At 58.8% G+C, this 13,161-nt stretch carries 12 protein-coding genes; 4 read left to right on the forward strand and 8 right to left on the reverse strand.

Translation table 11 applies throughout. The annotated features are described in order from the left end of the window. Positions 1–17 precede the first annotated feature (17 nt). The gene (leuC, locus tag PKC29_10695; GenBank protein HML95885.1) at positions 18–1,442 is read right to left on the reverse strand and encodes a 3-isopropylmalate dehydratase large subunit; all 1,425 of its coding nucleotides are present in this window, start codon (positions 1,440–1,442) and stop codon (positions 18–20) included. A 147-nt stretch (positions 1,443–1,589) separates the two neighbouring features. Beyond that, positions 1,590–2,861 (reverse strand): phosphopyruvate hydratase, encoded by a 1,272-nt coding sequence (eno, locus tag PKC29_10700; protein ID HML95886.1) that lies wholly within the window; start codon positions 2,859–2,861, stop codon positions 1,590–1,592. A gap of 243 nt (positions 2,862–3,104) precedes the next feature. Here eno and PKC29_10705 point away from each other — a divergent pair, with 243 nt between their 5' ends. Then, positions 3,105–4,955: a hypothetical protein gene (locus tag PKC29_10705; protein HML95887.1), complete on the forward strand. Its 1,851-nt coding sequence runs from the start codon at positions 3,105–3,107 to the stop codon at positions 4,953–4,955. 48 nt (positions 4,956–5,003) lie between these two features. Here the strand turns inward: PKC29_10705 and PKC29_10710 are convergent, their stop codons facing one another. From PKC29_10710 to PKC29_10725, 4 genes are read right to left on the reverse strand one after another with little or no spacing between them, the layout of a single operon-like run. Continuing rightward, on the reverse strand, positions 5,004–6,206 hold the full coding sequence (locus PKC29_10710; GenBank protein HML95888.1) for an ABC transporter permease: 1,203 nt from the start codon (positions 6,204–6,206) through the stop codon (positions 5,004–5,006). Between the two features lie 31 nt (positions 6,207–6,237). Continuing rightward, the gene (locus PKC29_10715; GenBank protein HML95889.1) at positions 6,238–6,942 is read right to left on the reverse strand and encodes an ABC transporter ATP-binding protein; all 705 of its coding nucleotides are present in this window, start codon (positions 6,940–6,942) and stop codon (positions 6,238–6,240) included. A 2-nt stretch (positions 6,943–6,944) separates the two neighbouring features. Beyond that, positions 6,945–8,087, reverse strand: coding sequence for an efflux RND transporter periplasmic adaptor subunit (locus PKC29_10720; protein ID HML95890.1), 1,143 nt, complete (start codon positions 8,085–8,087; stop codon positions 6,945–6,947). Then, a complete protein-coding gene (locus PKC29_10725; GenBank protein HML95891.1) occupies positions 8,077–9,321 on the reverse strand; it encodes a TolC family protein in 1,245 nt (414 codons plus the stop codon). The genes PKC29_10720 and PKC29_10725 overlap by 11 nt, the downstream gene beginning before the upstream one ends. A gap of 77 nt (positions 9,322–9,398) precedes the next feature. Between PKC29_10725 and hemW the strand changes: the two genes are divergently transcribed. Then, complete coding sequence (gene hemW / locus PKC29_10730) at positions 9,399–10,559, forward strand: radical SAM family heme chaperone HemW (GenBank protein ID HML95892.1); 1,161 nt, start codon at positions 9,399–9,401, stop codon at positions 10,557–10,559. 11 nt (positions 10,560–10,570) lie between these two features. On the opposite strand, the gene PKC29_10735 is transcribed toward hemW, so the two are convergent. Both PKC29_10735 and PKC29_10740 read right to left on the reverse strand, forming a co-directional pair. Beyond that, entirely contained in the window at positions 10,571–11,026 is a 456-nt protein-coding gene (locus PKC29_10735) for a DUF1285 domain-containing protein (GenBank protein ID HML95893.1), read from the reverse strand. Positions 11,027–11,061: 35 nt separating this feature from the next. After that, positions 11,062–11,475: a secondary thiamine-phosphate synthase enzyme YjbQ gene (locus PKC29_10740; GenBank protein ID HML95894.1), complete on the reverse strand. Its 414-nt coding sequence runs from the start codon at positions 11,473–11,475 to the stop codon at positions 11,062–11,064. 114 nt (positions 11,476–11,589) lie between these two features. Between PKC29_10740 and PKC29_10745 the strand changes: the two genes are divergently transcribed. Both PKC29_10745 and dprA read left to right on the forward strand, forming a co-directional pair. Next, positions 11,590–11,889, forward strand: coding sequence for an MTH1187 family thiamine-binding protein (locus tag PKC29_10745; protein ID HML95895.1), 300 nt, complete (start codon positions 11,590–11,592; stop codon positions 11,887–11,889). A gap of 150 nt (positions 11,890–12,039) precedes the next feature. Then, a complete protein-coding gene (gene dprA / locus PKC29_10750) occupies positions 12,040–13,155 on the forward strand; it encodes a DNA-processing protein DprA (GenBank protein HML95896.1) in 1,116 nt (371 codons plus the stop codon). Positions 13,156–13,161: the final 6 nt, after the last annotated feature.

Raw genomic sequence — 13,161 nt, forward strand, 5'->3', positions numbered from 1 at the left:
CTTCTTTTCTATCGTTATTAGAGTTCCCTGTCGAGGTCCCAGTCCCTGATGTCGACGAAACGGCCTTCTATCGCCGCCGCCGCAGCCATCTGAGGGCTTACGAGGTGGGTTCTCCCGCCCTTGCCCTGCCGTCCCTCGAAGTTCCTGTTGGAGGTGCTGGCGCATCTCTCGCCCGGCTCGAGGATGTCGGGGTTCATGCCTAGGCACATGCTGCATCCCGATTCCCTCCACTCGAACCCGGCCTCCTTGAATATCCTGTCGAGGCCGAGCTTTTCCGCCTGGAGCTTCACGAGCTGTGAGCCGGGAACGACCATTGCTTTTACCGTAGACGCGACCTTCTTTCCCTTTACAACTTTCGCAGCTTCTGTGAGGTCCTGTATGCGGGAATTGGTGCACGAGCCTATGAAAACCCTGTCCAGTTTTATGTCCTCTATAGGGGTGTTCGGCTCGAGGCCCATGTATTCGAGGGCGCTTATCGTAGCCTTCCGGTTGTTCTCGTCGTCCATGGCGTCGGGATCGGGCACGCGTCCCGTGATGTCGATAACCATGCCGGGGTTTGTCCCCCAGCTTACCTGGGGCGCCATGCTGCCGGCGTCGAGGATTATGCTCTTGTCGAATCTCGCGCCTTCATCCGTCCTTAGCTCTTTCCAGCTCTGGACGGCGGCGTCGTAGTCCGGGCCCTTGGGGGCGTATCTCCGCCCCCTGATATATTCGAACGTCTTTTCGTCGGGGGCTATCATGCCCGCGCGGGCCCCGGCCTCGATGGACATGTTGCAGATGGTCATTCTCTCTTCCACCGTCAGGTCTTCGATCGCCTGGCCCCTGTATTCGACGACGGTTCCCGTCGCTCCCGCCGTGCCTATATGGCCGATGATGCTGAGTATTATGTCCTTTGCGGTTACGCCGTAGCCCCTTTTGCCCTCGATCCTGACCTCAAATTCCTTGGGACGGGTCTGCCTGAGACACTGGGTCGCCAGGACGTGCTCGACCTCGCTCGTCCCTATGCCGAAGGCGAGCGCGCCGAAGGCGCCGTGGGTAGAGGTGTGGCTGTCGCCGCAGACTATCGTCAGACCCGGCTTCGTGAGGCCGAGCTCGGGGCCGATGACGTGCACGATGCCCTGCATATCGCTGTTTATGTTGAGGCCGAAGAGGGTGACGCCGAAGTCTTCGCAGTTCTTGACGAGGACGTCTATCTGCTGGGCCGAGATCGGGTCTTCGATCGGAAGCGCCCTGTTTGTCGTCGGTACGTTGTGGTCCATCGTCGCGTAGGTGAGGTCGGGCCTTCTGACCTTGCGCCCGGAGAGCCTGAGGCCCTCGAAGGCCTGGGGCGATGTTACCTCGTGCACGAGATGAAGATCGATGTAAAGGAGCGTCGGCTGTCCTTCCTGCTCCTCTACTACGTGCTGTTCCCATATCTTATCGAAAAGCGTTCTGCCTGCCATGTCTTTTCCCTACCTTGGATGATACAGACTAGTAAAATTATACATTTCAAATCGGCCCCTGCGTAACTCCCGGAACGCCGGGGGACGTACATCCTTAAAATAATTACGTATTGCGGCTTATCAAGGCCCGGGCCGAACGGCTCCCGGTTATACCCTGAACGCCTTTCTCCCCGGGAATACGGCCTCGCTTCCGAGCTCTTCCTCAATCCTCAGGAGCTGGTTGTATTTCGCTATGCGGTCGCTCCTGGAGGCCGAGCCCGTTTTAATCTGCCCGGAGTTGGCAGCGACCGCTATGTCCGCTATGGTCGAATCTTCCGTCTCGCCCGACCTGTGGGATATTATATAAGTGTAGCCGGCCTTGTCCGCCATGCGTATGGCCTCGAGGGTTTCGGTGAGCGAGCCTATCTGGTTCACCTTGACGAGTATGGAATTCCCGACGCCTTCTTTTATCCCTTTTTCGAGCCGTTTCGTGTTGGTTACGAAGAGGTCGTCCCCCACGAGCTGGACCTTCCCGCCGAGCTCGTCCGTGATCATCTTCCAGCCCTCCCAGTCGTCCTCGGCGAGCGGGTCTTCGATGGATATGATCGGGTACTTCGTAATCCATTCCGCGTAAAGCGCTATGAGCTTGTCCTTGGCGAGCTTCTTGCCCTCGACACTGTACTTGCCGTCTTCGAGGAATTCGCTCGACGCGACGTCGAGCGCGATCGCCACGTCTTTTCCGAGCTTGTAGCCGGACCTGGAAACCGCTTCGGATATGCACTCGACGCCTTCTTCGTTCGACTTCAGGTTAGGCGCGAAGCCCCCCTCGTCGCCGACGGAGGTGGAATAACCCTTTTTCTTCAGTATGGCTTTTAAGTTGTGAAATACCTCGACCCCGGCCCTTATCGCATCCGAGAAGCTCCCGAAGCCGACGGGGACTATCATGAATTCCTGAAAGTCGAGGTTGTTGTCGGCGTGGGCCCCGCCGTTGATTATGTTCATCAGCGGGACGGGAAGTGTGTTGGCGGATATCCCGCCGAGGTATCTGTAGAGCGGGATGCCGAGGGAATCCGCCGCCGCACGCGCCGAGGCAAGCGATACACCGAGTATGGCGTTCGCGCCGAGCTTCGACTTGTTCGGAGTGCCGTCGAGGTCTATCATCAGGCGGTCTATCTCGCCCTGGGACGAAGCGTCGAGCCCTATGAGCCTGGGAGCGATTTTTTTATTTACATTGTTTACGGCCTTTTGTACGCCCTTCCCGAGGTATCTGTCCTTTGCCCCATCCCTGAGCTCCACGGCCTCGTGCTCTCCCGTGGATGCGCCCGAGGGGACGGCGGCCCTCCCGAAGGACCCGTCGTCGCACCTTACGTCCACTTCTATCGTCGGATTCCCCCTCGAATCCAGTATCTCTCTCGCCCTGACTGAATATATGGTGGCCAAGTCTCAAGCCCTCCGGGTGATGTGGTTTCGGATAAGGGAAATTACCACAGGAGTTTACGCCAATCAAATCGGTTAAAATTATATATAGCCGGAGGGTGTCCCTATATGTGCCCCGGCGGATTTACACGGTCGATACAATGGGGACGGCCCTTATGTCCCGGGTTCTGCTGTTTTCTGTTGGAAATAGGGCGGGGGTTCGGTAAAATTCATGCTTTAAAATCACGAGGTCGAGGGAAAAGCTATATGGGATTCATATCCGTACTTAAAAGAAGGTGCAGTGCTTCGGTTTTAGTCTTGGTTTTATTCGTGGTTGCATGCGCTGTCGGCGACGAAAATCATCCTGGTACCATAGACGACCTCAGCTCCGACACGCTTGCAAGGCTTCTCCTCTGGACGGCGCCCGGAGACAACGGGAACAGCGGCAGGGCCACCATATACTTCCCGAGATACTTAGAAACAGAAGAGGTGGAGGAGCTGCTCGGCGTTCCATCCCTGGACGGCGTTCCCTTTATAGAGATAGAGGAGACGGTGAGGAATAATTTCGACATAGCGACGCAGGTGCCGGACTTCGATCAGCCCGAGAAAGCCGGCTCGCCGGAGATCTTCCTCGTGCCAAGGATAGATATAACGGGGTCTACCGAGTATTACTTCGCGGTACGCACCAACGACGAGGTGGGGAGCTCTTCCCAGCCGTCAAACGTGACGTCGATAACGACCGGGATTCAGAACCTGAGATATGTGAGCTCGGACCCCGGGAGCTGTCTCGGAACGGGCATCTCCGCCGGTAACTATAACGGCGACAGGACCACGAACGAGCAGGGGTTTACCGTCAGCATCAACGACTACGCGATAGGCGACCCGTGTCTCGGGCGAGTGTATATCTTTTACGGACAGAACAACCTTACTGAGAACGGAAGCGGGGTAATCGACGTATCCACCGCGGACGTCACGATCATCGGCCCCGAGGGGCAGGACTTCGGCGCCGCGCTCGCGACCGCGTCCCACTTCGAGAGCGACCCGAGGGCGCTTGAGCTCGTGATAGGGGCGCCGGCGTTCGACAACGGCAGGGGCAAGGTTTACGTCGTTTTCGGAAGCCTCGAATTCCCGAGCGTCGTAGACCTCACGGACGGGAGCGTCGAGCACATAGAGATAGAAGGCGAAAACCAGGGGGACAATTTCGGGCTGACGCTCCAGGACGGCGTGGGAATACTCAACGGAAGGGGCGTCATGATGGTGGGAGCGCCGTTTTTCAATGCGGCCACGGGAAAGGTATACGTCTTCAAGGGCCCCGACCTCAGCAAGACCAGCGTGAACCAGGCGGCGTCCGTGGCGCACGCCACGTTCACGGGACCGCAGGCGGATGGATTCTTCGGGTTCTCCATGGCCGTCCTGGGCAGGATAGATTCCAGCAGCTACGACGAGTTCGGCATAGGCGCGCCAGGGCTCGGAAGGGCGTACCTGTTCCGCGGGAAAAATAGCCTCAACAGCATAAATCTCGCGACCGACACCACCTCGGATACGCTTCTCCTGCAGGGCAGCGCCGCGGACAGCTTCGGATTCAGCATTTCGGGCGACGGGGACGTCGACGGGCAATTCAACGAGAACGGTCAGGTCAGCAACAGCAGGCCGGACGTCGTCGTCGGCGCGCCCGGTGCAAACGGCGACACGGGGGCCGCTTTTCTCTACTCGGGCCAGGTGCTGAGGGAAGCCTTCGAGAACGGCGATCCGATCACTATAGAAACGGAGCTCTCGGGCTCCGTGCCCGGAGAGCAGTTCGGCTCTGCGGTAGCGATCTTTCCGAACCTTACACCGTCGGCCCAGGTCAGAAACCGCGATACGGCGAACGTCCTCATATTCGAAGACAGTAACGCCGACATAGCGGTCGGCGCGCCCGGGAGTAACCACGTTTACGTCTTCTTCGGGCAGGAGAACATGCCGGCCTTTCTGACAACGGGCGATGCGAACATGACCATTAACGGGCCCGAGGGGGAATCGCTGTTCGGCTCTATCATAATCGAGATGTACGATATAAACGGCGACGAGATTGACGATATGGGCGTCGGAAGCGGCGGCTCGGTAAACATTTACTACTGAGCCCGGGGCCCGGTTTCAGGCTGCGGTCCGCCGGACCAGACGCAGGAGCTACTCGTATCGGAGGGCCTCGATGGGGTCGAGCCTGGAGGCCTTTCTCGCGGGATATATACCGAAGAATATTCCTATAAGGGCGGCGAATCCGAAGGATAAAAGGACGGACCCGGGGGAGATTACGGTCTCCCATCCCGTAAGCGACGACGCGATTTTCGAGCCCGCGATTCCCGCCGCTATTCCTATCACGCCGCCCGTGAGCGAAAGCAGTATGGCCTCTATCAGGAACTGGACCATTATGTCCTTCGGCCTGGCCCCGACCGCCATTCGTATGCCGATTTCTCTCGTCCTCTCGCCCACGGACACGAGCATGATGTTCATGATGCCTATGCCGCCGACTATGAGCGATATCGAGGCTATGCTGCCGAGAAGGACGGTCATGATGTCCGAGATGTTGAATATCCTCTGAATGATTCCGAATTGTGAGCGGAGGTAGAAGTTGTCTTCGTCGCCGGGCCTCAAGTTGTGCCTTTCTCTCAGCAGCTGCCTTATCTCGGATTCGGCCGCCGGTATGTCGCCGGGGGCGTTCACCGAAACGGATATGGTTTCGAGGCTGTTAGAGCCGAGGATTCTCTTCTGAAACGTGGTGTAGGGTATTATGACGACGTCGTCTTGGTCGCGCCCGCCCGTAGTCTGGCCGAGGGCTTCCATAACGCCTATGACCTTGAACGAGTTCTTTCCGATCCTGACCGTCTCGCCGACGGGGTTTCTATAGCCGAAGAGGTTGGAGACGACTGTCGCCCCGAGGACGCATACGTTCTCGGCGCCGGCGACGTCTTCACGGTTGAAGAATACCCCCGTTTCGGGGTACCAGTCGTTAATGAATACGAACTCGGGTGAGGTGCCGACGACCATGGTGAAGAAGTCCCTGTTCCCCCATACGACCTGCTCGGGGTTGTCTATCATGGGGGCGACGTGGCTGACGATCGAAAGATCCCTTATGGCGTCCGCGTCGTCCGTCGTGAGCGTGATGGCGCTCTCCTGGACCCCTACGCCCCTCTTGCCGGGGTTCACTATGAGGGATTTCCCGCCGAGGCTGGTGAGCTGCCTTTCTATCATGAGGTTTGCGCCCTGGGTGAGGGCGACAAGGGAGATGACGGCCGCGACGCCGATTATTATGCCGAGTGTGGTGAGTATTGAGCGGACCTTGTTTGTCCTTATGGCCCTCGACGATACCTTAAGCGCTGCGGTGATGTTCATTGTCTATCTTCCGGCTCTTTGACCCCGGGCTTTATTTCCCGCCGTCGTTGAGCCTTTCCTCGGAGACGTTTCCGTCCTTGAATACTATGGTCCGGGCCGCGTATTCGGCGATGTCGCTTTCGTGCGTTATGGTGATTATCGTTTTCCCCTGCGAGTTGAGAGAGACGAATATCTCCATTATCTCGGCGCTCATCTCGGTGTCGAGGTTTCCCGTGGGCTCGTCGGCGAGGATTATGCTCGGGTCGTTGACCATGGCGCGCGCGATGGCGACCCTTTGCTGCTGACCGCCCGAGAGCTGGGAGGGGAGGTGCCTCTCGCGGCCGCCGAGCCCCACCATTTCGAGCGCGGCGAGCGCCTTTTCTCGCCTCATTTTCTGCGGCGTGTCGTTGTACACCATCGGCAGCTCGACGTTTTCGAGCGCCGACGTCCGCCCGAGGAGGTTAAAGCTCTGAAAGACGAACCCTATCTTCCGGTTCCTGATTTCGGCGAGCTCGTCGCGAGAGAGCGTCGATACCTCCTGGCCGTCGAGGAAATACCGCCCCCTCGTCGGTTTGTCGAGGCAGCCTATTATGTTCATGAACGTGCTTTTCCCCGAGCCCGACGCCCCCATTATGGAGACGAACTCGCCCCCGGCTATGTCTATCGATACGCCGCGGAGCGCCCTTACCTCTATGTCCCCCAGGTAGTAGATTTTGTGTATGTCACGCGTGACTATGACTTTCCCGTTGCCGCTCATCCTCAGAATCTCCTGGGCTGAGGGAGGAGGGACGAGCCGGCGTCGGATTTGCCTTTCGTTACGGCCTCGACTATAACCTTCTGTCCTTCTTTAAGGCCGCCCTCCAGTATCTCCGTGTAAACGCCGTCGCTCGCGCCCGGCTTTACGGGGACGGCCCCGAGGCGTCCGCCGTCGAGCTCCACCCAAACATAAGAGTCGCCCGAGAGCTCGTCGGGCCTTTCCCTTACGGGAACATTGGACGGGGGGATGAATCTCAGAGCCGCGGTAGGCACGCGGAGGACATTCTCCCTGTCGGATACGACTATCCTGACCTCGGCGGACATGCCGGGCTTTAGCTTCATCGAATCGTTCTTCGTCATGACGACGACGTTATATGTGACGACGTTATTGGTTACTACGGGTTCGTTCCTGACCTGGGTGACGGTGCCTCCGAACACATCGTTAGGATAGGCGTCCACCCTGAATTTTGCGCTCTGCCCGGCCGAGACCCTGCCTATGTCGGCCTCGCTCACCCTGGCGTCTATCTTCATCTCGTCGAGGCCGCTCGATATGACGAAGAGTGTTTTCCCGTCCGCCGTGACGGACTCGCCGGGATCGACGCTTCTCGAAAGGACCATGCCGTCTATGGGCGCCCTGATGACGGAGCCCTCGGCGTTCGTTTTGGCCACGTCTAGCGCTACCTTCGCCTGCTCGTAGGCGGCGAGCGCGGTCGCGTATCTCGATTGCGAGTCGTCGAATTCCTCTTTGGGGATGAGGCGCTTCGAGTAGAGCTCCTTGTTGCTCTTGTAAAGCGAGCTCGCCATGTTGAATTCGGCCTCGGCCTTTTTGGTGTCGGCCTCGGCCTTCCTGAGCTCCGTCCGGAGGAGGGAAGGGTCTATCTCGGCGAGCGGGTCGCCCGCCGATACCCGGTCGTTGAAATCCACGTTGACGGCCGAAACCGTGCCCGCGACGCGGGAAGAAACGTCTATAGTGAGGAGCGGGTTCACCGTGCCGTTCGACGCTACGAGCGAGACGACGTCCCCCCTGTCCGCCTCGGCCGTTCTGAAGGTTGTCTCCGAGCCCCCGCTGTCGAGGAGCCTCGGGACGATAAAAGCGCCCGCGGCAAGGAGTATGACTAACACTGCGATTGTTTTTTTATTGATCAAGGTCACCGCCTCCGCTTATAGCCCTTTCGAGCTTTGCAGCGGTAATTCTGTAGTCGTATATGGCCTGGAGGTAGGCCGCGTTCGCGTTCGAATAGAGCGCTTCGGCCTCGGCGAGCTCGACGTCGGACGCCCTTTCGAGCCTGTACCTTTCGCGCGCGAGGGCGAGGGTTTCCTCGGAGGATCGCCTTGTCTCTTCCGTTACGGAAATATTCTTTTCGGCGAGGCTGAGATCCCTGTGGAGCTTTCTTATCTCGGATTCCACCTCGGTTCTTTTCGTTTCTAGCTCGGCCCGGGAGCGCCTGAGCTGGGCCCTTGCGTTTTGTATCCCGGCGTTTTTCTTAAAGCCGTCGAATATGTTGAGCTCGAGCCCTATACCCGCGATAAAGCCCGGCGTTTCCGCTCCCTCGCCCTTGAACCTGTAGGCCGTCCTTCCGAATATGACGGGGAAGTATTCCTTCCGGGCGGCCGAGAGGTCGGCGTTCATCGCGGCCTCTTTGGCCTTCAGGCTCTTGAGCTCCGGCCTGTTGGCTAGCGCCGTGTCTATGGATTTTTCGATATTCATCTCCACTTTGTCGTACGTCGGGTCGTCGACGAGGGTGTAGTTAAACCCTCCATCGACGCCCATTGCGTCGAGGAGGCCCTGCTTTGCCGCTTCGAGCTCGTTCTCTGCGGTGTTGAGCTCGAGCCGGGCGTTTCCGAGATCGACCATCGCCTTCGTGACGTCGGCCTTGCCCGCCCGCCCCGCGTCGAAGAACCCTTGGGCGCGTTCGAGCCGCGCCTCGAATTCCCGGACCTTCTTCGCCCTGGCTTCGGCCGCATGCTGCCACGACAGCACACTATAATAACTAACGGTCGTGTCGAGTATGAGGTCTTCCCTTGCCGTTTCGCTGTCGAACCTCGTAGATCTTAGCTGCGCCTTGCTCGATTTTACGCGGTTCGAAGTACGTCCGAAGTCCCATATCATCTGGTCCAGGAAAAACCCGGATTCCCTGCCGATGAAGGGGAATACGAGCCTCGTGTAAATTTCGGGGTACCAGGCGGAATTCGCGCTCCTCACGAGGGACTCGGAAATTTCAACGGATGCATCGGCGGCCGTCATTCCGGGGTTCTCTCCGAGGGCCGTCGCTATGGCCTCGTCGAGGGTCAGAACCCCCGCTTCTTCCGCGCCGGAAGGGGCGGAAAGGCACAGTGCGAAGCACATCACGAGGAACAATCTTAAGGGGTTAGCTCTCATTTTCTCTGAATTATGCAATAATATGACCCTAAAACAAAGCCGTTGCAACACCTTCCGCCCTCCCGTACAATACCGTAATGGCGTTCGGCGTTTACGTTCACATACCCTACTGCGTCACGAAATGCCCTTACTGCGACTTCAATTCCTACGGCTCCCGCGGCAGGTTCCCGGAAGAGGATTATACTGAGGCCCTCCTGAACGAGCTCGGGCTGTACGAAGAGGAGCTCGCCGGGGGCGGGCTGACGTCCGTATTTTTCGGGGGAGGAACGCCGTCCCTTTTCGACCCGGGCTCTATAGAAAAGGTCGTTTCGGCCATATTCGGGAAGACGGGATCTTCGGGGGAAGGGATAGAAGTTTCGCTCGAAGTCAATCCGAAGACGGCCGACCTCGAAAAGCTGAAGGGCCTCCGGCGCGCGGGCGTGAACAGGATAAGCGTCGGAGTACAGTCCTTCACGAGGCGGAAGCTCGAATTCCTCGGGAGGATAAACGATCCCGACGATTCGGTGAGGATCCTGGAAGAAGTGCCCGCCGCCGGGTTTACGAACTATAGCTTCGATCTGATGTACGGGACGGGCGGGGAGACGATGGCGGAATGGGAGGGCGACCTTTCGCGCGCGCTTTCGTTCCCATCGGCGCACATTTCCGCCTATTGCCTCACGATAGAAAACGGGACGGAGTTCGGGAAGCTCCACAGGGCCGGAAAGCTCGTCCTGCCGCCCGAGGATTCGCTCTCGGAGTTCATAAGCTACACGACCGCCTTCCTCGAATCCGCCGGGTACGGGCAGTACGAGATCTCGAACTACGCCAGGCCCGGATACGAATGCAGGCACAACCTTCTTTACTGGAGGGGCGGGGACTATATCGGCGTCGGCGCGGGCGCTCACTCGCACCTGGGCGGCGCGGGGGAGGGCGGCTGGGGGAAAAGGTGGGCCAACGTCAGGAACCCGAGCTCGTACATAAAGGCCGTTTCCGAAGGCCGAAAGCCCGTCGATTTTTCGGAGGAGCTCGGGCGGGACGAGGCCGTGGAGGACGAGATACTGATGAGCTTCAGGCTGAGCGACGGGCTCGACATACCTGCCCTCAGGCGGAAGTACGGGGTCTCGCCCGACCTTTCGAGGATAGGCTACCTGAGCGACGACGGTTTTATAGATATCTCGGAGGACAGGCTCAAACTGACCAAAAAAGGGGCACTCCTTTCTGACGAGATAATCGTAAGGCTCGTGAGCTCGCTCGGATAAACCCGTAAAACTCACTCGCTTTTTATGAGGTGCTTTACCCCGCGCTCTTCTATGAAGTATTCGAGGCCGATCTCCTCGGCGTGCTTCATGAGCTCGTAGTATGCGGGCCGCGAAAAGCGGGCGTCGAACTTCCCGCCCTTGACCTTTATATACGGGACGTTCCTGTCGTCGATGCGGAGGTTCTCAAGGTCGAGCTTCTCTTCCGTCTCGTCGTTGAGCCTCACGTAAAAATCCCCTCCGCGAAAGTCGGCCATCCTGACGACGAATGGCGTGTCCTCGACCTTGACGTAAAGACGCCCGCTGCCCTCGTCGACGAAATACCTTCCTTCCTCGTCCCTGCCCAGGAGCTTCTGGTTGTAAAGGTACGTCAGCCTGTGACGGACCCTGATGCCGTCCTGGTACCAGTTGCCTTCCTTGTCTATCAAAAACCTGTACGTGATTTCGGGGGCCGATTCATTTGCACTCATGTTCTTCCAGTATATCGAATTTCGCCGGCCGCGTCCTATTCGCCGATTATCTTGACGACGACCCGCTTCTTCCGCATGCCGTCGAACTCGGCGTAAAAAACCCTCTGCCACGGCCCGAGGTCGAGCTCGCCGGCCGTGACGGGGAGTATCACCTGGTGGTGCATGACGAGGTTCTTGAGATGGGCGTCGCCGTTGTCCTCGCCCGTCCTGTGGTGCCTGTAGTCGTCCCTTCGCGGGGCGATGTCTTCGAGCCATTCCCATATGTCCTCGATGAGCCCGTCCTCGAGGTCGTTTACGTAAACGGCCGCCGTTATGTGCATGGCCGAGACGAGGGCGAACCCCTCTTTTATGCCGCTCTTCCCGAGTATGCTTCTTACGGTGTCGGTGATGTGCACCATCTCGCGCCTCTTTTCCGTCCTGAACCAGAGATATTCGGTATGGCTTTTCATGGCTTCCTCCCCGGACCGGTGCGGTCCGTATAAAGAGATTAGCCCGTAAGGGGCGTTATGCAAAAACCTCCGTCCCGGTGTAGTATCATCGGAAGGGGCTTTACGGAGACCGGCATGATAATAGAGCTGATAGTTATACCTATAGGAGAGGGCGTTTCGCTCTCGGAATACATCGCCGAGGTGATGAAGGTCATCGAGGCGAGCGGGCTTCCGTACGAGGCGCATTCGATGGGGACGAATATCGAATGCGGCTGGGAGGACATAACGCCGCTCGTGAAAAGGTGCCACGACGCCCTTAAGGCGAAGGGCGTCGAGCGCATAAGCACGACGGTACGCATAAGCGAGAGGACGGACAAGCCCTATACGATGGCGGGCAAGATGGAGAGCCTGTCTCGGAGGCTTAAGAGGGAGTAAAGACGGTCTTCCCCTCCCGATCCTTCTTTTCATTTCCTTCCCTTCCCCCTGGAAGGGGGAAGGCCGGGATGGGGGTAAGAAGGAGTACCTTCCCCGACCGTTCCACGTTCCTTGACTGCGCCCGGGATTTAGGGTTATTAATTCAGGGTAATGGAAGGGGACGGAAGATACTGGCTGGCCCTCGGGATCGCGACAGGGATCGGGCACTCGGTGGTTAAAATCCTGAGCGCGAGATACGGCAGCGCCGGGGAGATATTCCGCGCGCCCGAACGGGAGCTCGCGGCGATAGAAGGCGTTCCTCCGCGCTCGGTGGAGGCGATAAAGGCCTTTTCCGACTGGGAGATCGTGGACGCCGAGCTCGAAAAGCTCGCTGAATCCCGTTACGGGATCCTTCCTCTTAACGACCCCGAATACCCCTCGCAGCTTTATAACATCCATAGCCCGCCGCCCTGTCTCCTTACGCTCGGGGAGGTCCTGCCCGCGGACGACATTGCGATTGCGATAGTGGGGTCGAGGCTCCCGGACAGGTACGGCCGCACGGTGACGGAGACCCTGGCGGGGGAGCTCGCGGCCCTCGGGGTCACCGTGGTGAGCGGCATGGCGCGCGGCATAGATTCCGCAGCGCACGAGGCGGCACTTAAGAGGGGAGGGCGCACGATAGCGGTGCTGGGCTCGGGTATAGACGTCGTATACCCGCGCGAGAACGAGGAGCTCTACGAAGCCATAGCCGAAAACGGCGCCGTACTGTCCGAGTTTTTCACGGGGACGGCGCCGCTGCCGCAGAACTTCCCCAGGCGGAACAGGATAGTGAGCGGGCTTTCGCTGGGGGTGGTCGTGGTGCAGGCGTCGGAGAAGAGCGGCTCGCTCATAAGCGCCTCTTTCGCGCTGGAGCAGAACAGGGAGGTTTTCGCCGTTCCGGGCAACGTGGACAGGAAGCTCTCGAAGGGGCCCAACTATCTCATAAAAAGGGGGGCGAAGCTCGTCGAGACCGTGGACGACATACTCGGAGAAGTGGGGGCGCTGAGAGGTTTCGGCGGCAGGGCTTTGCGCGGGGCGGAATCGTTGGCCGAAGCGGAGGCGCCGCCTTCGATTACGGGGCCGGATAAGGCCGTGTACGATGCTCTCGGGCGCGATCCCGTTCACATAGACGAAATAATAAGGCTCACCGGGCTCGACACCCCGAGCGTCCTTTCGGTTCTTTTGTCGCTCGAGCTCGGGGGCTATGCCCTCCAGCATCCGGGTAAGTTTTTCAGCCGAAGGATATAGAGGCCT

This window comes from Thermodesulfobacteriota bacterium (genome assembly GCA_035325995.1).
Taxonomy (GTDB): Bacteria; Desulfobacterota_D; UBA1144; order Nemesobacterales; family UBA2774; genus JADLGH01.

What these genes read in the sequence shown, in the direction of transcription:
- PKC29_10715 (HML95889.1), bottom strand. Translation starts at nt 6,942, where the DNA reads ATGAGCGGCAACGGGAAAGTCATAGTCACGCGTGACATACACAAAATC.
- leuC (HML95885.1), bottom strand. Translation starts at nt 1,442, where the DNA reads ATGGCAGGCAGAACGCTTTTCGATAAGATATGGGAACAGCACGTAGTA.
- hemW (HML95892.1), top strand. Translation starts at nt 9,399, where the DNA reads ATGGCGTTCGGCGTTTACGTTCACATACCCTACTGCGTCACGAAATGC.
- PKC29_10735 (HML95893.1), bottom strand. Translation starts at nt 11,026, where the DNA reads ATGAGTGCAAATGAATCGGCCCCCGAAATCACGTACAGGTTTTTGATA.
- PKC29_10745 (HML95895.1), top strand. Translation starts at nt 11,590, where the DNA reads ATGATAATAGAGCTGATAGTTATACCTATAGGAGAGGGCGTTTCGCTC.
- PKC29_10710 (HML95888.1), bottom strand. Translation starts at nt 6,206, where the DNA reads ATGAACATCACCGCAGCGCTTAAGGTATCGTCGAGGGCCATAAGGACA.
- dprA (HML95896.1), top strand. Translation starts at nt 12,040, where the DNA reads ATGGAAGGGGACGGAAGATACTGGCTGGCCCTCGGGATCGCGACAGGG.
- PKC29_10705 (HML95887.1), top strand. Translation starts at nt 3,105, where the DNA reads ATGGGATTCATATCCGTACTTAAAAGAAGGTGCAGTGCTTCGGTTTTA.
- PKC29_10725 (HML95891.1), bottom strand. Translation starts at nt 9,321, where the DNA reads ATGAGAGCTAACCCCTTAAGATTGTTCCTCGTGATGTGCTTCGCACTG.
- PKC29_10740 (HML95894.1), bottom strand. Translation starts at nt 11,475, where the DNA reads ATGAAAAGCCATACCGAATATCTCTGGTTCAGGACGGAAAAGAGGCGC.